The sequence below is a fragment of the Campylobacter cuniculorum DSM 23162 = LMG 24588 genome (assembly GCF_002104335.1).
Taxonomy (GTDB): domain Bacteria; phylum Campylobacterota; class Campylobacteria; order Campylobacterales; family Campylobacteraceae; genus Campylobacter_D; species Campylobacter_D cuniculorum.
The window spans coordinates 1,360,973-1,382,208 of the sequence record NZ_CP020867.1; the positions used below are offsets into that span (position 1 = coordinate 1,360,973).

Sequence of the window (21,236 nt, forward strand, 5' to 3'; positions counted from 1 at the left end):
TAGCAAAAAATATTCTTATAAAAGAGTGAAAAATGAAACAAAAATGTATTTTAGTTATAACCGATGGTATAGGATATAATAAAAGTCCAAAATTTAATGCCTTTGAAGCAGCTCAAAAACCAAATTATGAAAAATTTTTCAAACAAATTCCTAATTCTTTGCTTAAAACAAGCGGTTTAGCAGTAGGTTTGCCTGAAGGACAAATGGGAAATAGCGAAGTGGGACATATGTGTATAGGAAGTGGGAGAATCATTTATCAAAATTTAGTTAAAATCAATAGAGCCATAAAAGATAAAAGTTTAGAAAATCATCCCCAACTCAATCATCTTTTAAAAAAATGCAAAAAAATCCATATCATCGGGCTTTATAGCGATGGCGGAGTGCATTCTAGTCACACGCATTTTGATGCTTTGCTTGAAATTTGCAAAAATAAAGGCAATGAAATTTATGCTCACGCCATCACAGACGGACGCGATGTGAGTCCTAAAACGGGATTGAAATTCATTCAAAATTTAGAGCAATTGTGCGAAAAAAAAGGGGTGCATTTAGCTTCAGTATGCGGAAGATTTTACGCTATGGATAGGGATAAACGATGGGATAGAGTTGAAGAATATTATAAATGTCTTTTAGCTCAAGTTCCTAAAGTTTCAAATTTTAGCTCTTATATCGAAAATTCTTATAAGAAAAACACGACCGATGAGTTTATTAAAGGTGTGGTTTCAAATGATTTTAAAGGCTTAAGTGAAGAGGATGGTTTGATTTTTGTTAATTTTAGAAATGATCGTATGCGAGAATTGATTGAAGTTTTAAATTCTAAAGATTTTAAGGAATTTAAACGCGAAAAAATTTTTCAAAATTTATTGACAATGTGTGTTTATGATGAAAAATTTAAAATTCCTGTTCTTTTTGAAAAAGAAAAAATTGAAAATACCTTAGCCGAAGTCATTTCAAAAGCAGGTTTAAGTCAGCTTCATACCGCAGAAACTGAAAAATACGCCCATGTAACGTTCTTTTTTAACGGGGGAAAAGAAGAGCTATTGGAAAATGAAACGCGGGTTCTTATCCCAAGTCCAAAGGTTAAAACCTATGATGAAAAACCACAAATGAGTGCCTATGAGGTTTTATCTGAAGTTAAAAAAGGCATTGAGAAAGGTGAAGACTTTATCGTCGTGAATTTTGCAAATGGCGATATGGTAGGACATACAGGCGATTTTAATGCATCCATTAAGGCTGTTGAAACTGTGGACAGCTGTTTGGGTGAATTGGTTGCTTATGCTAGAAAATTTCAATATGCTTTTATCATCACAAGCGATCACGGAAATTGTGAAGCAATGCAAGATGAGAATGGAAATTTACTTACAAATCATACAAATTTTGATGTTTTTGTTTTTGTTGAAGCTTTAGGGGTGAAAAAAATCAAAGAAAATCAAGGACTTAGCAACATAGCCGCAAGTATTTTAAAGATACTTGGACTTGAAATTCCAAAAGAAATGAATGAAGCTTTATTTTAAATTCACTCAAATTTTATATAATGATAAAATTAAATTAACAAATAAAGGAAAAAATTAATGAAATTTAGCGGAAAAAATGTTTTAATTACAGGAGCAAGTAAGGGAATTGGTGCAGCTATTGCTAGAGTTTTGGCAGATTTTGGACTTAAGGTCTGGATTAATTATCGTTCAAAACCAGAATTAGCCGACGCTTTAAAGGATGCAATCACTTCAAAAGGTGCAAAGGCAGCAGTGATTAAATTTGATGCGAGTGAAGAGTATGAATTTGAAGCAGGGATTAAAACCATACTTGAAAGTGATGGAGAATTAAGTTATTTAGTCAATAACGCAGGAATTACAAATGATAAACTCGCTTTAAGAATGAAACTAGAAGATTTTACTAAGGTTTTGGATACAAATTTAAATTCTGCTTTTTTGGGTTGTCGTGAGGCTTTAAAGGCAATGAGTAAAAAACGTTTTGGTGCTGTAGTGAATATCGCTTCTATAGTAGGAGAAATGGGAAATATCGGGCAGAGCAATTATGCTGCAAGCAAGGGTGGAATGATAGCCCTAACCAAAGCTTTTGCTAAGGAGGGAGCGAGTAGAAATTTGCGTTTTAACTGCGTAACGCCGGGTTTTATTAAAAGTGATATGACACAAAACTTAAGCGATGAAATTAAAAAAACTTATACAGAAAATATTCCCTTGAAAAGATTGGCTGAACCCGAAGAGGTGGCACTTTGCGTTGCATTTTTATTGAGCGATTATGCTTCTTATGTAACAGGAGATGTGCTTAAAATCAATGGCGGACTTTATATGTAAGGAAAAAAAATGAATCTTCAAGACATTATGGATTTTTTAGATAATAACGCTCCTGCGTTTTTAGCGACTCGTGGCACTTGTGGCAATCCTCGTGTGCGTCCTATACAAAGCCCTCTTTTGTATGAAGATAAAATTTATTTTTGCACTTCAAACACTAAAGGACTTTTTAAACATATTAAAAATCACGACGGCATAGAATTTTGCTCTTGTGCTAAAGATGGCACTTTTTTAAGACTTAGAGCCAATGCGGTTTTTGAAAACAATGCTGAAGTCAAAAAAGCAATGTTTAAAAAATATGAAATATTAAAAGAACTTTATGATAATCCTAACAATCCTAAATTCGAAGTGTTTTATCTCAACCATCTTAGTGCAAGAATGCAATTTTTAAATGGAGATTTTAAACTCTATAAAGCTTAAAAGGATTGATTTGTTTTAATCCACTTCTACTTTTTTGTGAAAAAGTAGAAGTTCAAAATTCATTTAAATTTCAAGATTCATTGTCAAGGCATGTTGCCAGAATGCAGTTTCTAAACGCACAACTGCGCCAAAAATTGTATTAAGTTTGTCAAATTTTTCCTTACTCGTTTGATTGCTGTAAGAATTTAAAAAATCTTCAAATTCTTTGATTTCATCTTGAAATTCTTTACCTGAATAAGTCAAAATCCATTCCCTATAAGTATGATTTTCAAGTCCTTTAGCACCTAATTTTTCATAGAGCTCCTTACCGATATAACCATAGCCTATTGCACAAGCACTCAAGGCAACAAGCAAATCTAAAAAATCTCCGCTTTGCCCAACATTTAACATATAACGCGTATAAGCGATATTGACTATGCTTTCATCTTTGACACTCAAACGCTCTGCATCAATACCGAGTTTTAAAATGCTTTTATGGAGTTCAAGCTCACCTTCTAAAATATAGTTTTGAAATTTCATAGCAAAATGTAATTCCTTAGCATTGTTTGCATTAAGAGCAAGTAAAGCATAACATTGAGCGTAATGAATAAGGTAGATATAATCTTGCTTAAGATAAAACAAAAAATTTTCCATAGCTAAAGAGCCATTTTCTAATTTTTTAACAAAATTATGATGCAAATATGCATCCCATATCTTAGAATTTTCTTTGATTAATCTTTGAAAAAGCATTCTTTCTCCTTTAATTTAATATTTTTAAAACAAGTATAATCAAAAACCATAAATATTTTAAGTTTTTTTATGATAAAATACGTTTTATTTTTTAAAGGAGAAAACAAATGGCAACATTTGACGATGTAAAGGCAGTAGTTGTAGAACAGCTTAGTATTGATTCGGATGCAGTAAAAATGGAATCAAAAATTATTGAGGATTTAGGTGCAGATTCTTTAGATGTGGTAGAGCTTATTATGGCTTTAGAAGAAAAATTTGAAGTCGAAATTCCTGATAGTGATGCCGAAAAACTGATTAAGATTGAAGATGTTGTAAATTATATTGATAATCTTAAAAAATAATTTTTAATTTAAGGTTTATTTTTGAAAAGAGTTGTAATTACAGGCATTGGAATGAACAATGCTTTAGGTTTAGATAAGGAAAATTCTTTCAAAGCAATTTGCGAAGGTAAAAGTGGGGTGGATACAATCACTCTTTTTGATGCATCTGCTCTTTCTGTGCAAATTGCAGCGGAAGTTAAAAATTTTAATCCTTTAGAAGTTGTAGAGGCTAAAGAAGTAAAAAAAATCGATCGTTTCATTCAACTGGGGATAAAAGCAGCAAGAGACGCGATGATTGATGCACATTTTGATGAAAAACTTAATACAGAGGAATTTGGTGTTGTTTCGGCTTCTGGTATAGGGGGTTTGCCTAATATAGAAAAAAATTCTATACTCTGCGAAAAAAGTGGAGCACGTAAAATTTCACCTTTTTTTATCCCCTCAGCCCTTGTAAATATGCTTGGGGGTTTAGTTTCAATTGAACATAAATTAAAAGGACCAAATATTTCTTGTGTTACAGCTTGTGCTGCAGGAACTCATGCCGTATGTGAAGCCTATAAAAGCATATGTTTAGGAACAGCGGATAAAATGCTTGTTGTTGGAGCAGAATCTGCAATTTGTGCCGTTGGTATAGGTGGATTTGCTGCAATGAAAGCTTTATCCACAAGAAATGATAGCCCTACTACAGCTTCAAGACCTTTTGATAAAGAAAGAGATGGTTTTGTCATGGGAGAAGGTGCTGGGGCTTTAGTCTTAGAAGAATATGAAGGGGCGAAAAAAAGAGGGGCTAGAATTTATGCTGAACTCGTAGGCTTTGGCGAAAGTGCTGATGCTCATCATATTACAACTCCAACTTTAGATGGACCTTTAAGAGCTATGAAAAAAGCATTAAAAATGGCTGGAAATTTAAAAATAGATTATATCAATGCTCACGGAACTTCAACACCTATAAATGACAGAAATGAAACTTCAGCGATTAAAGAGCTTTTTGGCAATGAAATTCCTCCTATAAGCTCAACAAAAGGGCAAATCGGACATTGTTTAGGAGCTGCTGGAGCGATTGAAGCTGTGATTAGCATTATGGCTTTAGAAAAGGGTATCATTCCTCCGACTATCAATCAATTTGTAAAAGATGATGAATGCGATTTAGATTATGTGCCAAACCATTCTAGAAAGGCTGATTTAAAAGTGGTTATGAGCAATTCTTTTGGTTTTGGTGGAACAAATGGCTGTGTGATTTTTAAGAAAGTGGATTAAATGGCCTCATATTTAGATTTTGAAAAAAGTATTCAACAGATTGATGAAGATATTATCAATGCACAGATTAAAGGCGACACTCATGCTGTAGCCATTTTGAAAAAAAATCTTGAGAAAGAATTTTATAAAACTTATAAAAATTTAAGTGATTTTCAACGTTTGCAACTTGCACGGCATCCTGATCGCCCCTATGCACTCGATTATATCGAACTTATCTTAAATGATGCATATGAAATTCACGGAGACAGAGCCTTCAAAGATGACCCTTCTATCGTTTGTTTTATGGGTTATTTAGCTGGAAAAAAGCTTGTGGTGATTGGAGAGCAAAAGGGGCGAGGAACCAAAGATAAAATTGCAAGAAATTTTGGTATGCCTCATCCTGAAGGCTATAGGAAAGCTTTAAGAATTGCTAAACTTGCTGAAAAATTTGAACTTCCTATTTTATTTTTGATTGACACTCCGGGTGCTTATCCGGGCATTGGAGCTGAAGAAAGGGGGCAAAGTGAGGCTATTGCTAAAAATTTGTATGAATTGAGCGACCTTAAAACCCCTACAATTGCTGTAGTTATTGGCGAAGGAGGAAGTGGAGGAGCCTTAGCCATAGGAGTGGCAGACAGACTTGCTATGATGAAAAATTCTGTTTTTTCAGTTATCTCTCCAGAGGGCTGTGCAGCCATACTTTGGAATGACCCCACAAAAAGTGAAGCGGCTACTAAAGCGATGAAAGTAACAGCTACAGAACTTAAAAATCAAGGTCTCATTGATGAGGTCATTGATGAACCTATCAATGGAGCCCATCGCAATAAGGAACAAGCTGCTACAGCAATAGCTGATTATGTTAAAAAATCTTTAGAAGAACTTGAAAAAATTGATAAAAGAGAGCTTATTGCCCACCGTATGCAAAAAATTCTTAAACTTGGCGTATTTAACGAAAAAAAATAGGTTTAGAAATATTAAATTTGAATGCAGAATCAATGATAAAGAAAAATTTCTTTTTTGAATTTTATTTTAAGGCGAATTTGAATGCAATTTAAGAAGTCATCATAAAGCTGTATATTTTATTATAAACCTAAAAATTATGCTCGCAAAGACTTATAAATTCTAAAGGATTTAATATAACAAAAATACTAATAATAGACAAAAAATTACAAGAATACTTAAAATCTTTAGCTTTAAATATCCAAAGTAATATACCAACAAAATATATGATTTAAAAAGTTTTTGTTTTCAATTTTAAAAATTTAAAAATACAATTTTTATCAACATAAACAAAATTTATTTCCTAAAACCAAACAAAAATTTAATTTGATTAAGATTTTTATAATTTATTTTTTAGTTTTTAAATTTATATTCCATTAAAAAATTACAAAAGTTTGATTATTTAAAGCAGTTAAAAACTAACAATAGGTGTTTTTATACTTAATATTTGATTGTGTTGCAAAGTTAAAAAAGAGATTAATGATTAAATCAAAGAATGAAAATTAAAATATAATATTAGTTTTTAATATAGACTAAAAGTTTAAAAGACAAATTGAATTTAGAAGCTTTGAAATAAAATTTGAAATAAAAAAGAGATAGAGAGGGCATTAGAAATTCAAAGTAAGATTAAAATAAAATTTAAAATCTATTATTTTAAGGATAGTGAGGAAAATTTTAATTTATTGTCGCAAAAATAAAAAATTATGAATTTAAGCGAAGCTTGAAAGAGTTTAAATTTAAACACATTGAGTTTATTATTTTAATTGATATTTATATAAAACCTAGTAAAAGAGTGAGAGGTAAAACTCAATAAATATTAAAAAAATATTTAAAGATAATTAAACTCCTTAAATGAGTTGTTTTGTAACATTAAAAATACTTTTGAATACAAAAAAATATTTTAAAATAAAATTTTATAAAACATAGTTTATAATTGTTTTTATAAATATGTATGGTTAAAAGGAGTTGCTATGACAACACAAGCTAAAAAAGACGCTAAAGCTATATTCCGCGTCGCAAGCGGTAATTTCTTAGAAATGTATGACTTCGCTGTGTATGGATTTTATGCACCATTCATAGCGTCGATTTTCTTTCCTGCGGAGAATGAATTTATTTCTATTATGCAAAGTTTTTTGGCTTTTGGAATGGGTTTTCTTATGCGTCCTTTGGGAGCCATTATGCTTGGGGCGTATATGGACAGACATGGAAGAAAGAACGGGTTATTGCTCACGCTCACGCTTATGGCGATAGGGACTTTGACCATAGCCTTTTGCCCGGGATATGAGAGCATTGGAATCTTAGCACCAATTATCGTTGTGCTGGGACGTCTTTTGCAGGGCTTTAGTGCGGGGGCTGAAGTGGGAGGAGCGAGTGTGTATCTCGCAGAGATTGCCCCTAAGCATTTACGTGGATTCTATGTGTCTTGGCAGAGTGGTTCGCAACAAGTAGCAACAGTGTTTGCTGGGGCTATTGGTGTGGCTTTGCACTATTGGGTGGGCGATGTGATTATGGAAGATTGGGGCTGGAGAATCCCCTTTATCATTGGTTGTATGGTTGTGCCTTTTATCTTCTATATCAGACGCACATTAGAGGAAACACCTGAATTTGAGGCGAAAAAACATCACGCACCAAAGACTTTTGGAGCGATTTTTAAGAATATGTCTGAAAACTATCCGATTATCATTACGGGTGTGTTCTTTGTGATGATGACAACGGTGACTTTTTATTTTGTGACCTCCTTTACACCACATTTTGCGAACAATATTTTGCATTTTTCAAAGTTGGAAAGTTTCATTGTAACCGCTATCGTTGGGCTTAGCAATCTCTTTTGGTTGCCTGTTTCTGGCTTTATCGGTGATAAAATCGGTCGCAAGAAAGTTGCATTCTTTGTTACCTTTTTGGGTATGATTTCGGCTTATCCTATGTTAAATTTCTTGGCAAATAATGTAACTTTCACAAATCTTATTTTGGTAGAATTGTGGTTTAGCTTCATTTTTGGAGCTTATAATGGAGCTATGGTTTGTGCTTTGTCAGAAATTATGCCAAAGCATGTCAAGGCTCTGGGATTCTCTTTTTCTTATTCTATCACGGTGGCGATATTTGGAGGATTCACTCCTGCGGTGAGCACTGCACTTGTTCAATGGACAAGCAATCCTGCTTCTCCTGCGTTTTGGCTTACTTTTGCGGCGGTTTGTTCATTCATTGCGAGTGTGGTTATTTTTAGGAAAAATGGTTTTTATGAAAGACAGCAAAGAGAGGGGGAAGCTTAATGCAGACAAAAGAATTTGATGTGATTGTCATTGGCGGTGGCAATGCCGCACTTTGTGCAGCGATTAGTGCTAAGGAAGAAAATAAGAATCTAAAAGTTGCGATTTTAGAATCTTCTCCAAAAGAATGGCGTGGCGGAAATTCACAGCATACAAGAAATTTACGTTCCATGCACGATGCACCCACTGATGTTTTAACAGATGCTTATAGTGAGGATGAATTTTTTGATGATGTTTTTAAGGTGACCAAAGGGCAGACAAACGAAGAATACGCAAGATTTGTCATTTCTCATACTCCACAAGCTGTGGAATTCGCTAAAAAACACGGCGTGAGATTTCAACCTTCTATGCGTGGAACCTTGCATTTAGGACGCACAAATGCCTTTTTTTTAGGGGGCGGAAAATCTTTGGTTAATGCTTATTTTACCACAGCAAAAAAATTAGGCATTGAAATTTTTTATGAATTTGAAGCTTTGGATTTGATTTTTGAAGCAGATGCTTGTAAAGAAGCTTTGGTTTTAGATAAAAAAAACAATCAAGAAGTGAAATTTAGGGCTAAGGTTTTTATTATTGCAAGCGGAGGTTTTGAGTCAAATTTAGAATGGCTTGAAGAGGCTTGGGGAGAAAAAGCAAGAAATTTCATCATCAGAGGAACAAAATTTAATCAAGGAAAAATGCTTAAAGCCCTGCAAAAAAATAAGGCTCAAATCATAGGAGACCCTACTCAAGGACATATGGTGGCAATCGATGCAAGGACACCTAAATACGATGGAGGAATTGCTTCAAGGGTTGATTGCGTTTCTTTGGGTATAGTGGTTAATAAAGATGCTCAAAGATTTTATGATGAGGGTGAAGATTTTTGGCCTAAAAGATATGCAATTTGGGGGCGACTTGTGGCAAATCAAGAAGAGCAAATTGCCTATTCTATCACAGATTCTAAAGTGCAAAGTTGTTATATGCCTTCGCTTTTTCCGCCTATTGTTACAAATTCCATTGAAGAGCTTGCTCAAAAGATGAAACTTGATGAGAAAAAATTAAAACAAACCATTGATGAATACAATCAAAGCGTTGTTGCAGGGCAGTTTAATCACACCATACAAGATAATTGCTTCACAAAGGGTTTGAAGATTGAAAAAACTCACTGGGCTTTGAAGATTGATACCCCGCCTTTTTATTGCTATCCTTTAAGACCGGGAGTTACTTTTACTTATATGGGGGTTAAGGTTGATAAAACTGCAAGGGTTTATAAAGATGATGGGAGTTTATTTGAAAATTTATTTGCTGCAGGTGAGATTATGGCTGGAAATATCCTTACTCAAGGCTATGTTGCGGGATTTGGTATGAGTATAGGCACGGTTTTTGGAAGATTAGCAGGTGAAAATGCTGTAAAAGTAATGAAAGGATTAAAATGAAAATAACTCGAATTTATGAAGATGCTATGAAATCCTGTGTGATTTGCAATTCTTGCAGATACTGCGAAGGTTTGTGTGCTGTTTTTCCTGCTATGGAAAAAAAGAGGGTGTTTAACTTGCAAGATATGGACTATTTGGCAAATTTATGCCATAATTGCTCGGAGTGTTTTTATGATTGTCAATACGCCCCTCCACATGAATTTAATGTGTCCATTCCTGCACAATTTGCTGCATTAAGACAACAAAGCTATAAAAAATATGCTTTTCCTAATTTTTTAAGTTTTATTTTTGAAAAAAATGCTTTTATAAGTGCTTTGCTTTTAGTGGTGCTTTTCTTTGCGGGTTTTTATCTCGCTTTTGCGGGTAAAAATTCACAAAGCGGGGATTTTTTTGACATTATGCCTTATACTTATATGACGAGTTTATTTAGTATTGTAGGAATTTTGGTTTTGATAGCTTTGATTGTAGGTATTGTAAAATACGCTAAGGCAATTGAGCTTAAAAATGTCAGTTTTTCAGCCTTTATCCAAACTCTAAAAGATGCTTTAAGTCTTAAATATCTTGGCGGACATAAAAATGAGGGTTGCACTTATCCTAATGAAACCAGAAGCAATGTGCGTAAAATTTTTCATCATTTAACAGCTTATGGTTTTATTTTTTGTTTTATTGCTACAAGTTTAGGGGCTTTTTATCATCATTTTTTGCATATTTATGCTCCTTATGATTTAACGCAATTTCCTAAGCTCTTTGGTTTTATCGGTGGAATTTTTCTTTGTATAGGGACTTTGGGTTTGTTGATTTTAAAACTTAAAGCGGATAAAAAACTCATCGATAAAGAAAGCGTTGGCATGGATTATGTTTTTATTCTTATGCTTTTTATTGTGAGTTTCACAGGTCTTTTGCTTATGTTTTTTAGAGAAAGCGAATATTTAGCAGCTTTGCTTTGGTTGCATTTAAGTTGTATCTTAACTTTTTTTATCCTTTTGCCTTATTCTAAATTTGTGCATATGTTTTATCGTTTCACCGCACTTTTAAAATACAATACAGAAGAAGAACAACATTAATAACTTAGAGCAGAAAAGCTCTAAGTTAAATTTTTATCCTTTTGTGCTTTTCTTAGCTTTGTGATACTTTGACCACCTAAACCATAATTATCCGTGCAAATTTCATCAATAATCACCACGGTTGAAGCTTTATTTTTGTTTAAAACCTTTGCGAGCAAATCTGTGACTCCAGCTATGAGTTCTTCTTTTTGCTCTGTTGTGGGCTCTCCATTTTCTTTAGTGATTCTAATATTAACAAAGGGCATATTCACTCCTTAAAATTGAATGTTTTTTATATTTTATCTTAAATTTATGCTAAAATCAAAATCATTTCAAAAAATTTAATTACAGAAAAGGCAAAGAATGATTTTTCGCATATTTTCTTGCTTTTTAGCAAGTTTTGTGGCAAATGGTTTGGCAAGATTTGGTTATATTGTGCTTATTCCGCTGATGATTACTCAAAGAGCTATGAGTCAAACTCAAAGCATAATGCTAGGAGTTGCAATTTTAGTGGGTTATATTTTTGGTTCAATTTTTATCAATCTTTTAAAAAGACATTTAAGCCTAGAAAGCATAGCGAAAATAAGCTTTTTTATCATTTCTGTGAGTTTTTTTGCTTGTGCTGTGGAAACTTTGTCCTTTACTTCAGCTTTTATTTGGAGATTTTTAGCCGGAGGAGCGAGTGCGAGTTTGATGATTTTAGCTGCACCGCTATCTCTGCCTTATGTTAAGGAAAAATTAAGAGCAAGTATAGGAGGTTTAGTTTTTAGCGGGATAGGTTTTGGAGCTGTTTTTAGTGGTTTTGTGCTTCCACTTGTAACAAAATATAGTCTTAATTATGCTTGGATTTTATTAGCTTGTATCTCTTTGTTTGCTTTTGTTTGGAGTTTATTTGCCTTAAAAACCTTAAATCCCGCTAAAAAACAAGATGAAACAAAGAAATTTAAAATTCCTTATTTTTTATGGCTCTTAATTATTTCTTATATACTCAATGCCATTGCATACTTGCCTCATACCTTATTTTGGGTAGATTTTTTGGTAAGGGATTTGAATTTTGATATCATTTTAGCAGGAGCTTCTTGGGCTTTTTTTGGTATAGGTGCAGCATTTGGGAGTTTAAGCAGTGGCATACTTGGCGATAAAATAGGACTTAAAAACGCTCATATTTTGATTTTAGCTCTTAAGGCTTTTTCTTGTTTGATAGCCGGATTTTATTTTTTATTGCCGCAAAATTTTTTACTTTTTTGTCTTAATATTTCAGTGTTTCTTATGGGTTTTGCAACAACGGGAAATGTTGTTTTAACAAATGCTATGGCATTAAAAATTGCAGGAAAAGAATATTTCAGTCAGAGTTCGAGTTTTTTAACTCTTGCCTTTGGAATTTTTCAAGCTGTATTTTCTTTCATTTTCACTTATAGTTTGAATTTTGCAAGTTATTCTTCTCTTTTTAATCTCTGCGTGATTTTGCATATCTTTAGTGCCTTAGTGCTTGTGCCGATTAAAAATCTACGTTGAGAGCTTTTTATTTTTAAGCTTAAATTTTGTAAAATCAAAACTATGGAAAAAAATAAAAATTTAAGACTTTTTTTAGTTTTAGTCAGCATAGATTTTTGTGCTTTGATTTATGGTATTAATTCTCTTAGTATCAGCGAAGATGAAGCAGAAATTTATTTTGGTGAAAAATCTTTGCTTTATTATATCACTCATTTTGGGACCTTGCTTTTAGGACAAAATGATTTTGGTTTAAGAATTCCTTTTTTGTTTTTCCATGTTTTAAGCTGTATTTTACTTTTCTTACTTGCTTTAAAATATACAAAAACGCAAAATGACGCCATCTTAGCCCTTTTACTCTTTATCTTATTGCCCGGTTCGGTTGCAAGTGCCTTGCTTGTGAATAAAGCTTCTTTAGTTATACTCTTAAGCCTTGCCATACTTTGTGCGTATGAATACAAAAAACAAATTTTATTTTATATTCTTTTAATTTTTGCCTTATTTGTGGATAAATCCTTTAATATTTTATTTTTAACCTTTTTCTTTTTTGGAATTTATAAAAAAAATTCCTTACTCTTTACACTTTCTTTGGTGCTTTTTGCTTTGAGTTTATCCTTTTATGGCTTTGAGGTCAGCGGACGTCCTAGAGGACATTTTTTAGACACTTTAGGCATTTTTGCAGCCTGTTTTTCACCCTTGATTTTTGTGTATTTTTTCTATGTGATTTATCGCTTAAGTTTTAAAAATAACAAAAGTTTGCTTTGGTTTTTAATGAGTGTTACTTTTATTTTTTGTTCTTTGCTTTCTTTAAGACAAAAACTTTATTTAGAAGAATTCTTGCCTTTTTGCGTTATCAGCACCCCTTTACTGATAAAAACCTTGATAGAATCTTATCGCGTCAGACTTCCTCAATTCAGACTTAAATATAAAATTTTCATACAATGCAGTGTGATTTTTTTATTGATTTGTTATGTTGTGATTGTAGCAAATCAATTTTTGTATTATTTTTTAGAGCCTAAAAGGCATTTTGCAAATAACTATCATTTTGCAAAAGAGTTGAGCATAGAGCTTAAAAAACAAAATATCAACGCTTTAAGGGTGGATAAAAATTTACAACAAAGATTAAAATTTTATGGCATTAAAGACAGCAACACGTTTTATCTTAAAAGCATTGACAATAAAAAGAATTTAAATTCAAATGAAAAAATTATAGAAGTTAAACTTGGAAAATCAAATAAAATCTATCAAATCAAAAGCTATGAAAAAAGCATTTAGCCTTTTAGAGCTTGTTTTAGTCGTGTTCATTTTGGGTATAATTTTTAGTGTAATGCCTTTTAATTTTTCTAAAAATAAACTTTTAGAAGGAGCTCAACAAATCCTTAATGATATTCGTTATACAAGGACTTTAGCGATGATGCAAGAGGATTTTAGAATTGAAAATTTGGCTGTGGCAAAAAGAGAATGGTATAAAAATAAATGGCAGCTTTATTTCATCAAATCAAGTTCAGCCACGCAAAATCAGCAAACTTATACGATATTTTTAGACAAAAATGGAGATGGAAATGCAAATTTAGGAAAAACTCAAGTGAATTTAGATAGAGAAATTGCTATAGATTTAATCAATCCTAAAAAACTAATGAATTCAGGGCAGAGTGGAGTGATTTCTAAAAATGATGAAAAAGCGAGTAAGAAATTTAACATAGAAAAAAGTTTTGGTATCACTCAAGTGCAATTTAAAGGCTCTTGCTCGGGAACAACGCGTCTTGTTTTTGACAAATTAGGCAGACTCTATTCTCCTTTAAAAAATGCAAAAGGAAATTTTGATAAAAATCTTGCTTTAAAAGATGAAAAATGCATCATAAAACTTTTAGACAAAAACAAACAAAACCTTTGTATCGTGGTGGAAAATTTAAGCGGTTTTGCTTATATTCCTCAATTTCAAAATGCTAATCAACAAAATATAGAATTAAAAAAGGGAAAAATTAAATCTTGTTCCCAAATTTAAAGATTTTTAATAGATTTAAAATTTTGTTAATTAAAAGTTAATATAATTAACTAAAAATTATTACTTATGAAAGAGGTATTTTTTTATGAAAAAGAAGAATTTTGGGATTTCTACAAGACTTTATTTAAGTTTTGCTTTTATCATAATTGTTATGTTAATGATAGCTTTTTTTAGTTTAATAACAATCAATACTTTAGATACAATTCTTACAACAGCAACTGGAGAAAATGCTTTACTCTCGCGCCAAGCGATTAATTTTAGAGGAAGTGTCCATGATAGATCGATTTTGATTAGAGATGCTGTTTTAGCAACAGATGCACAAGATTTACAAAAAACTCTCGCTCAAATTAAAAAACTTGAAGATGATTACACAAATGCAGAAAAGAATTTACAAGAAATTTTAAGCAAGGGTCATGCAAACACAGACATAAGAACTATGGCTGCAAATATTGAAAAGATTAAAATACAAACGTTTAAAACTTATACCGAAATCATTGCTAAAATCAATCAAAACGACATTGAAGAGGCAGAAAAAATTCTAGCTCATACAGCAAGAGCTCAATTTATTGTATGGTTAGCAGAAATTAATAAACTCATTGATTATGAAGAGCAACTCAACAATGAATTAACCATAGCAGCACTCAAGCAAATTAGTTCTTTTAAAATCATTATGTCTTTTATCATCGTTATAGCAATTGTGATTTCTTTAATTATCATTTACTTTATTGTGAGATACATTAGAAATTTAGTCGGCGGTGAGCCAAGTGAGGTTAATCATATCATCAGTGAGGTTGCAAATGGAAATTTAACTCAAAAAATTGAAACCAAAGAGCAAAGTAGCATACTTTATTCTGTTTCTAAAATGCAAGAAAAACTTAAAAACATCATTGAAAAAATGATTGTCATTTCAAAGCAACTTGAAGAAAAGACAGATTTTGTGGTTAAACGCATCAGTGAAACTGAAAAATCTATGATTATCCAAAGACAAACTTCTAAAGAATCTGCATTAAGAATCAAAGAAGCAACTCAAAAAACTCAAAATATTTCTCAAATTGTGCTTGAAACAGAGCAAAATTCCAAAAATACCACTGAAGTTTGTGAAAACAACAAAAAATCTGTCGAGGATACAGCCACACAAATGGAAATTATCGCGGATAATTCTGCTAAGCTTTCTGAACAAATTTCATTTTTAAGCGAACATGCACAAAGCATAGGAACAAGCACGGATTTAATCAGTGAAATTACAGACCAAACGAATTTGCTTGCTCTTAATGCTGCCATTGAAGCGGCTCGTGCGGGCGAGGTGGGAAGAGGTTTTGCGGTTGTCGCAGATGAAATTCGAAAACTTGCTGAAAAAACAGGCGGAGCAACCAATCAAATTGCGGTGATTAATAAAAAAATTCAAGAAGAAACCGTAGCCACTGCAAATGCGATTGAAGAATCCATACCTTTGATTAATAAGGGGCAAAAACTTAGTGAAGATATTAGAGATAGCGTGGATTTGATTTACAATCAAGCAAATGATAGTCTTTTAAAAGCTGAAGAGGTGAGTAAAGAGGTTGCTGAACAAGTTAAACTTATGGAGGAAATTGAAAAACAAGTCATATCTATGGCAGATATTTCAGAGCAAACCAAACAAGCTGTAAGTGAAAATAAACAAGCAATGTTTGAGCTTAAAAAAGTAAGCGATCATTTGCAAGATGAAATTAAAATTTTTAGAATTTAAAACAGATACAACCGCTCTTTTAAAAGAGCGGAATTTTAATTAAATTTTAAATAAACTCAATTTACATCAAGGTTATATTCATCACAAAATTCACCGCCCAAATTACGCCAAGGAAGTTCTTTGCGTCCATTCTTTTCATACCAAAATATTAATTCATCTTGCATATGTTTAAGTGTTTGCATAGTTTAGAGTATAACAAAATTTCTATAATGAATAAAAATTTATTCTTTTTAGAAGATTTATCCTTTTGAAAGAATCTGTTTAAATCTTTTGCTAAGCTTATATATTTGTCGTTTAGTTTCTTTTAATCTTGCTTTGAAAATTCTTAAAATCTTTTTTAATGTCAAATCTCTATCAAAGGCTTTTTATATCTCTAAACGCACCACATAGGAGCTTTTAGAAAAACAGCTTCTGTAATTTTAAAACATTTTGATTATACAAAAATACCTTAATATAAATTTTACTCAAAAAATAAATGCTGAATAAATATTGTTTTTAATCTTAAATTTGTTTCAATTTCATATTAAGTTTATTGATAAATTTGCAAATACAAAATGATTTTAAAAATTATACAAATAAGGTCTATAATAAACCCTAGAAAGCTTCTAGGGTTTGTATTAGAATTTCTTTTTATTCACATCTTCAAGGATGTTGTTTGCTATAGTGCTAACAGAATTAGCAATGATAGAAGATTCATTAGCGATTTCAACATTGTCTTTTGTGCTTTGGTCAATCTGTGAAACACTCTCATTGATTTGAGTGATGCCTTGAGTTTGTTCTTTAATGCTTTCAGCCATATCATTGATGGATTGCACAAGTAAATTTGTATTGGCTTCTATCTCACTCAAAGACTTTTGAGTCCTTTCAGCAAGTTTTCTTACTTCATCAGCCACAACAGCAAAGCCGCGTCCATGTTCTCCTGCACGAGCTGCTTCAATGGCAGCATTAAGAGCGAGGAGATTGATTTGGTCAGCTATATCTCCTATAATGCCTGTAACATTTTTAATGTCTTCACTTTGAGTGATAACATCACTAGTCTTTTGAGAGACATTTTGCATAGAAGAAGTGATTTGCTCTAAGGCTGCAGCGGTTTCTTCTAAAGAAGCTGCTTGGGAATTAGAGCTGGAGGTGAGAGATTGGACTGCGGTTTGGAGTTTAGTGCTTTCTCCTGCTAAGGCATTAGCAAATTCTGAACTTTGTCTTAGCATTTTAATGATTTCTTCTCCTAAAGCATTGGTTGTCACCTCAACATTTCCTGTGGCATTTTCTATTTTATTTCTAAAGTCTAGACGTTTGTATTCTTCAAAGACACTGCGAATGGCATTCATATCACTTCCTACTCTATTTTGCAAAGCATCTAAGAGACGATTGAGTACATTTTTGAGTTCTACGAGTTGAGGATTTCTTGGATTGGATGTGATTCTTGCTGTGAGATTTCCTGATTCTACAATGCCGACTGTTTCTACAGCTTCTTTCACAGCAGAATTGTCTTGTTCAAAACCTAGTTTGGTTTGACGAATGTTTTCATTGATGGCTGTTGCCATTTGACCGAGTTCGTCGTTGGCTTTGATAGGCAAAGGAGCAGGAGCTGTGCTTGTTTCGTAGTTGATGTATTTGAATAAGCCTAAAAGCGAAATTTTGATTTGTTCTATCGGAGCTGTCATTTTTTTGATGATAAAGAATAAAACCGCTGCACTTATAATCAATACTGCTAAAAATACAGCCAAACTCATTATGAAAATTTCATTAATCGCATCAGTATAATCATCTAGTCTTGCCCCCGATACTATAGTCCAACCAAAAGGAAATTGTCTGTAAAATCCTATCCGATTATTTCCTTCGGGGTCTTCATAAGTAAATTCTCCTTCTTTATTATTTTTAAGCAATTCCTTCAATTTAATTTCTTGTGGCAATGGGTTTTGATTTTCAACGATGGCTGCATTTCTATGAGAAAAAATCTTTCCCGAAGAATCTGTAATATATACTTGTAAGCTAGGCAATTCTTTTCTTTCAAAATTTTCAAATCTTTTTTGAAAATCATTGATAAATAAATCAACGCCTAAAACTCCTATAAATTTTCCATTTTTAATCAAAGGATAAGTAATGGTAACAAGTTTCTGTCCTTCATATTTTCCGCTTCCTGAAACATACACAGGAGTAACGATTGAATCCCTTTTGTTTTTAGTTTCAACATACCAAAATCTTTGTCTTAATTCTCTGGGAGGAGTGAAATGAGGAGAAAGTTGATTTTGCATTTTGTTTTCTTCATAATTCTCTTCTATTAACGCACCATCGTCATCATAAACAATATACATAGAAGGATATTTGATGAGCGATTCTGTTTCAAATAAAATTTTTCTTTGAGATAAAACATCGTTTTTATCTAAAGACAAAATTTCTTTAGCCACAGCTTCTAAATGTTGTCGGGCTTCTAAATTCATTGTGATATTGATTGTCGTATAAGAAGCATCAAGGACACCTTGTTGGATACTCCTATAAAGACTTCTAATTTCAGAAGCAGTGCTGTTGTAATTAAAGCCTAAAACCAAAGCAATAACTACTACAAATATAGTTACTATATATAAGATTAATTTTCCACCTAATGTCCTTGTCATAAATTCTCCTTTTTCAATAAAATAAATTGTATATACTCATTATATCAAAAAAAAAAAAAAAAGAAATGAAAAAAATGAAAAAATGAAAAATTAATTTAAAAAAGGTTATAATTTTGCTACAATTTAGAATTTTTTAACTTATAATAAGGATTAAAATGAAAAAAATTTTTTTATTTTGCCTCATGAGTGTGTTTTTAAATGCCGAAAATATCGTAAGTGTTAGCATTCCTCCGCAAGCTTTTTTCGTGCAAAAAATTGCGGCAAATACTTTAAAAATAAACACTTTGATTGAGCAAAATGCTGATGAGCATACCTTTGAACTCAAACCCTCTTCTATGAAAGAGCTTGAAAAAAGTGATATTTATTTTACCATAGGTTTGGAGTTTGAAAAAGCTTTCAGTCCTAAATTCAAAGAAAATTTTAAAAACTTAAATTTTGTAGATATGCAAAAAAATATAGAGCTGAAAGACTTTGAAGAACATTCTCATGAAGAACATGCACATGAAGGAGAACATGAAGAACAAAAAGACATTCACACTTGGCTCAATCCCCTCTTAGTTAAAACTATGGCAACGACAATTTTTGAAGCATTAGTCCAAAAATATCCGCAAAATAAAGCCCTTTATAAAAAAAATTGGGAAAAGTTCTTAAAAGAACTTGACGCCCTTGATTTTCAAATCAAAACTGAATTTAAAGACATAAAGCAAAAGGAATTTATCGTTTATCACCCGTCTTGGGGGTATTTTGCCTCTGCTTATGGTTTGGAGCAAATTCCTGTTGAGATTGAAGCTAAAGAGCCAAAAATCAAAGATTTGCAACGACTCATTAAACTTGCAAAAGAAAAAAATATCAAAGTCATCTTTGTTCAGCCGGGTTTTCCTGAAAATGCTGCAAAAACCTTAGCTAAAGAATGCGGTGCGAATATAATTTCTATCAATCATCTTGCGTTTGATTGGGAAAATGAGCTTAAAAAGAGTGCTAAAATTTTGGCTGATAGCTTAAAATAAAGTAAAATAATGGTTTTTTTTGAAATTTCAAAACTCAATTACGCCTATGAAGATGAACTTGTTTTAAAAAATATCCATTTAAGTTATGATAGCAAGGATTTTTTTTCTGTCATTGGACCTAATGGGGCGGGAAAATCAACTTTGATTAAATTGATTTTAGGTTTGCTTGAAAACAAAAAACATAATATTAAATTTTTTTCCCTTGAAAAAAAAGACATAGGCTATGTCCCTCAACACAGCTTGGCTAATTCTCATTTTCCTGCAAGGGTGCTTGAGATTGTGCTTATGGGTTTAATCAGTAAAAAAAAATTTGGCTTTTATACAAAAAAAGATAAACAAAGGGCTTTAAACGCTTTGGATAAGGTTGGTATGAAAGAATTTTGGAATAAAAGAATCGATGAATTAAGCGGGGGACAAAGACAAAGAATTTTCATTGCAAGAGCCCTTGTTGATGAATGTAAAATGCTTATTTTAGATGAACCTACAGCAAGTGTTGATAGCAAGGGAGCGGTGCAGATTTTTGAGCTTTTAAATGATTTGCATCAAAAAGGTATCGGCATACTCGTTGTTTGCCACGATATTAATCTCGTGCTTGCTTATAGTGATAAGATTGCTTATTTGGACAAAGAACTCTTTTTGCATTCTAATACCAAAGAGGAGCAAAAAGGTGCGTTTTTAAAGCATTTATATGAAAAACACTCGCATTTTTGTGCTGTGGAAATGAGTTTAAATTCCTGTCTTAATGAAAATTGCGAGGACAGAAAAGCCTGTGAAGAAGAATTTGCAAAAAGGCAAAAAAGTTCTTTTAGGAGTAAAATTTTTAAACCAAAGTTTGAGATAAATCATGCTTGAGCTTTTAGGTTTTGACTTTTTTCAAAATGCACTTTTAGCCGCTTTTTTGGTGAGCATAGCTTGCGGAGTTATGGGGGCTTTGATTATGGTTAATCGCCTTTTTTCAATGGCAGGGGGCATCACTCATGGAGCTTTTGGGGGCATAGGGATTGCTTTTTATTTTTCTTTGCCGATTTTATTAAGCACAAGCATTTTTACCCTCTTTTTAGCCTTTTTACTCGCATTTTTAAGCCAACATTATGAGCATAGAAGTGATAGCATTATCGCTGTAATTTGGGCTTTTGGAATGGCTGTTGGAATTGTGCTGATTGATTTAAGTCCGGGCTATCAAAATGACTTAATGGCTTATTTATTTGGCAGCATTTTAGCTGTTTCAAAGTCTGATTTAGTGCTTATGTTTGGCGTCGATGGTGCAGTTGTAATGCTTATAATGCTTTTTTACAGACAATTTGAAATTTTAAGTTTTGATAAAGAATTTAGCAAGGTTAAGGGCATTAATACAAGTTTTTTTTATTATCTTTTAATCGCTATGATAGCCCTTTGTATCGTTATTTGTATAAGGCTTGTAGGACTTATTTTGGTCATGGCTTTATTGAGTATTCCAAGCTTTATTGCTGAAAATTTCACTAAAAATTTAGGACAATTAATGATTTTATCAGCTCTTTTAAGTATGCTTTTTTGTATTTTAGGGCTTGGATTAAGTTATTATCTTAATCTTGCAAGTGGTGCTTGTATTATAATTTTAGCTTGTATGGCTTTTGCCATTAATTTAGGATTTCAAAGTTTAAAAAGAATTTAAGAAGAA

Annotated in this window: 19 protein-coding genes and 1 pseudogene; 16 read left to right on the forward strand and 4 right to left on the reverse strand. The window is 32.2% G+C overall.

Going from position 1 to position 21,236, the window contains the following annotated elements; all coding sequences use genetic code 11:
* Positions 1–32 precede the first annotated feature (32 nt).
* The 3 genes from gpmI to CCUN_RS06750 are packed head-to-tail and all read left to right on the forward strand — an operon-like array spanning position 33 to position 2,729.
* Positions 33–1,511 (forward strand): 2,3-bisphosphoglycerate-independent phosphoglycerate mutase, encoded by a 1,479-nt coding sequence (gene gpmI, locus CCUN_RS06740; protein WP_027306539.1) that lies wholly within the window; start codon positions 33–35, stop codon positions 1,509–1,511.
* A gap of 57 nt (positions 1,512–1,568) precedes the next feature.
* Positions 1,569–2,312 (forward strand): 3-oxoacyl-ACP reductase FabG, encoded by a 744-nt coding sequence (gene fabG / locus CCUN_RS06745; RefSeq protein WP_027306540.1) that lies wholly within the window; start codon positions 1,569–1,571, stop codon positions 2,310–2,312.
* A gap of 9 nt (positions 2,313–2,321) precedes the next feature.
* On the forward strand, positions 2,322–2,729 hold the full coding sequence (locus tag CCUN_RS06750; protein ID WP_027306541.1) for a pyridoxamine 5'-phosphate oxidase family protein: 408 nt from the start codon (positions 2,322–2,324) through the stop codon (positions 2,727–2,729).
* 63 nt (positions 2,730–2,792) lie between these two features.
* Here CCUN_RS06750 and tenA read toward each other — a convergent pair whose 3' ends face one another.
* Positions 2,793–3,458 carry a thiaminase II gene (tenA, locus tag CCUN_RS06755; RefSeq protein ID WP_027306542.1) on the reverse strand — a complete coding sequence of 222 codons (666 nt, stop codon included), beginning with the start codon at positions 3,456–3,458 and terminating at the stop codon, positions 2,793–2,795.
* A gap of 107 nt (positions 3,459–3,565) precedes the next feature.
* Here tenA and acpP point away from each other — a divergent pair, with 107 nt between their 5' ends.
* From acpP to tcuB, 6 genes are all read left to right on the forward strand, one after another.
* Entirely contained in the window at positions 3,566–3,799 is a 234-nt protein-coding gene (gene acpP / locus CCUN_RS06760; protein WP_027306543.1) for an acyl carrier protein, read from the forward strand.
* 21 nt (positions 3,800–3,820) lie between these two features.
* Positions 3,821–5,035, forward strand: coding sequence for a beta-ketoacyl-ACP synthase II (locus CCUN_RS06765; RefSeq protein WP_027306544.1), 1,215 nt, complete (start codon positions 3,821–3,823; stop codon positions 5,033–5,035).
* Positions 5,036–5,977 carry an acetyl-CoA carboxylase carboxyltransferase subunit alpha gene (locus CCUN_RS06770; RefSeq protein WP_027306545.1) on the forward strand — a complete coding sequence of 314 codons (942 nt, stop codon included), beginning with the start codon at positions 5,036–5,038 and terminating at the stop codon, positions 5,975–5,977. It abuts the gene before it with no gap.
* Positions 5,978–6,984: 1,007 nt separating this feature from the next.
* Entirely contained in the window at positions 6,985–8,283 is a 1,299-nt protein-coding gene (gene tcuC / locus CCUN_RS06775; protein WP_027306546.1) for an MFS transporter, read from the forward strand.
* Positions 8,283–9,692 (forward strand): FAD-dependent tricarballylate dehydrogenase TcuA, encoded by a 1,410-nt coding sequence (tcuA, locus tag CCUN_RS06780; protein WP_027306547.1) that lies wholly within the window; start codon positions 8,283–8,285, stop codon positions 9,690–9,692. The genes tcuC and tcuA overlap by 1 nt, the downstream gene beginning before the upstream one ends.
* Positions 9,689–10,756 carry a tricarballylate utilization 4Fe-4S protein TcuB gene (gene tcuB, locus CCUN_RS06785; protein WP_027306548.1) on the forward strand — a complete coding sequence of 356 codons (1,068 nt, stop codon included), beginning with the start codon at positions 9,689–9,691 and terminating at the stop codon, positions 10,754–10,756. The genes tcuA and tcuB overlap by 4 nt, the downstream gene beginning before the upstream one ends.
* Positions 10,757–10,776: 20 nt before the next feature.
* Here tcuB and CCUN_RS06790 read toward each other — a convergent pair whose 3' ends face one another.
* On the reverse strand, positions 10,777–11,001 hold the full coding sequence (locus CCUN_RS06790; RefSeq protein WP_027306549.1) for a 2-hydroxymuconate tautomerase family protein: 225 nt from the start codon (positions 10,999–11,001) through the stop codon (positions 10,777–10,779).
* A 97-nt stretch (positions 11,002–11,098) separates the two neighbouring features.
* Between CCUN_RS06790 and CCUN_RS06795 the strand changes: the two genes are divergently transcribed.
* From CCUN_RS06795 to CCUN_RS06810, 4 genes are all read left to right on the forward strand, one after another.
* On the forward strand, positions 11,099–12,250 hold the full coding sequence (locus CCUN_RS06795) for a YbfB/YjiJ family MFS transporter (protein ID WP_027306550.1): 1,152 nt from the start codon (positions 11,099–11,101) through the stop codon (positions 12,248–12,250).
* A gap of 42 nt (positions 12,251–12,292) precedes the next feature.
* Positions 12,293–13,501, forward strand: a complete 1,209-nt coding sequence (locus tag CCUN_RS06800) for a membrane protein (RefSeq protein ID WP_027306551.1) — start codon at positions 12,293–12,295, stop codon at positions 13,499–13,501.
* A complete protein-coding gene (locus CCUN_RS06805) occupies positions 13,485–14,231 on the forward strand; it encodes a pilus assembly FimT family protein (protein ID WP_027306552.1) in 747 nt (248 codons plus the stop codon). The genes CCUN_RS06800 and CCUN_RS06805 overlap by 17 nt, the downstream gene beginning before the upstream one ends.
* Before the next feature lie 85 nt (positions 14,232–14,316).
* Complete coding sequence (locus CCUN_RS06810) at positions 14,317–15,957, forward strand: methyl-accepting chemotaxis protein (protein WP_027306553.1); 1,641 nt, start codon at positions 14,317–14,319, stop codon at positions 15,955–15,957.
* A 77-nt stretch (positions 15,958–16,034) separates the two neighbouring features.
* Here the strand turns inward: CCUN_RS06810 and CCUN_RS10175 are convergent.
* Both CCUN_RS10175 and CCUN_RS06815 read right to left on the reverse strand, forming a co-directional pair.
* Positions 16,035–16,139: pseudogene (locus tag CCUN_RS10175) on the reverse strand (A/G-specific adenine glycosylase); the annotation flags it as partial.
* A 435-nt stretch (positions 16,140–16,574) separates the two neighbouring features.
* Positions 16,575–18,572, reverse strand: coding sequence for a methyl-accepting chemotaxis protein (locus CCUN_RS06815; RefSeq protein ID WP_027305900.1), 1,998 nt, complete (start codon positions 18,570–18,572; stop codon positions 16,575–16,577).
* 155 nt (positions 18,573–18,727) lie between these two features.
* Between CCUN_RS06815 and CCUN_RS06820 the strand changes: the two genes are divergently transcribed.
* Genes CCUN_RS06820 through CCUN_RS06830 form a run of 3 tightly spaced genes read left to right on the forward strand, consistent with a single transcriptional unit; the run spans position 18,728 to position 21,230 of the window.
* Positions 18,728–19,579, forward strand: coding sequence for a metal ABC transporter solute-binding protein, Zn/Mn family (locus tag CCUN_RS06820; RefSeq protein ID WP_027305899.1), 852 nt, complete (start codon positions 18,728–18,730; stop codon positions 19,577–19,579).
* Between the two features lie 9 nt (positions 19,580–19,588).
* Positions 19,589–20,431, forward strand: coding sequence for a metal ABC transporter ATP-binding protein (locus tag CCUN_RS06825; RefSeq protein WP_027305898.1), 843 nt, complete (start codon positions 19,589–19,591; stop codon positions 20,429–20,431).
* Positions 20,424–21,230, forward strand: coding sequence for a metal ABC transporter permease (locus CCUN_RS06830; RefSeq protein ID WP_027305897.1), 807 nt, complete (start codon positions 20,424–20,426; stop codon positions 21,228–21,230). Before CCUN_RS06825 ends, CCUN_RS06830 begins: the two co-directional genes overlap by 8 nt.
* Positions 21,231–21,236: the final 6 nt, after the last annotated feature.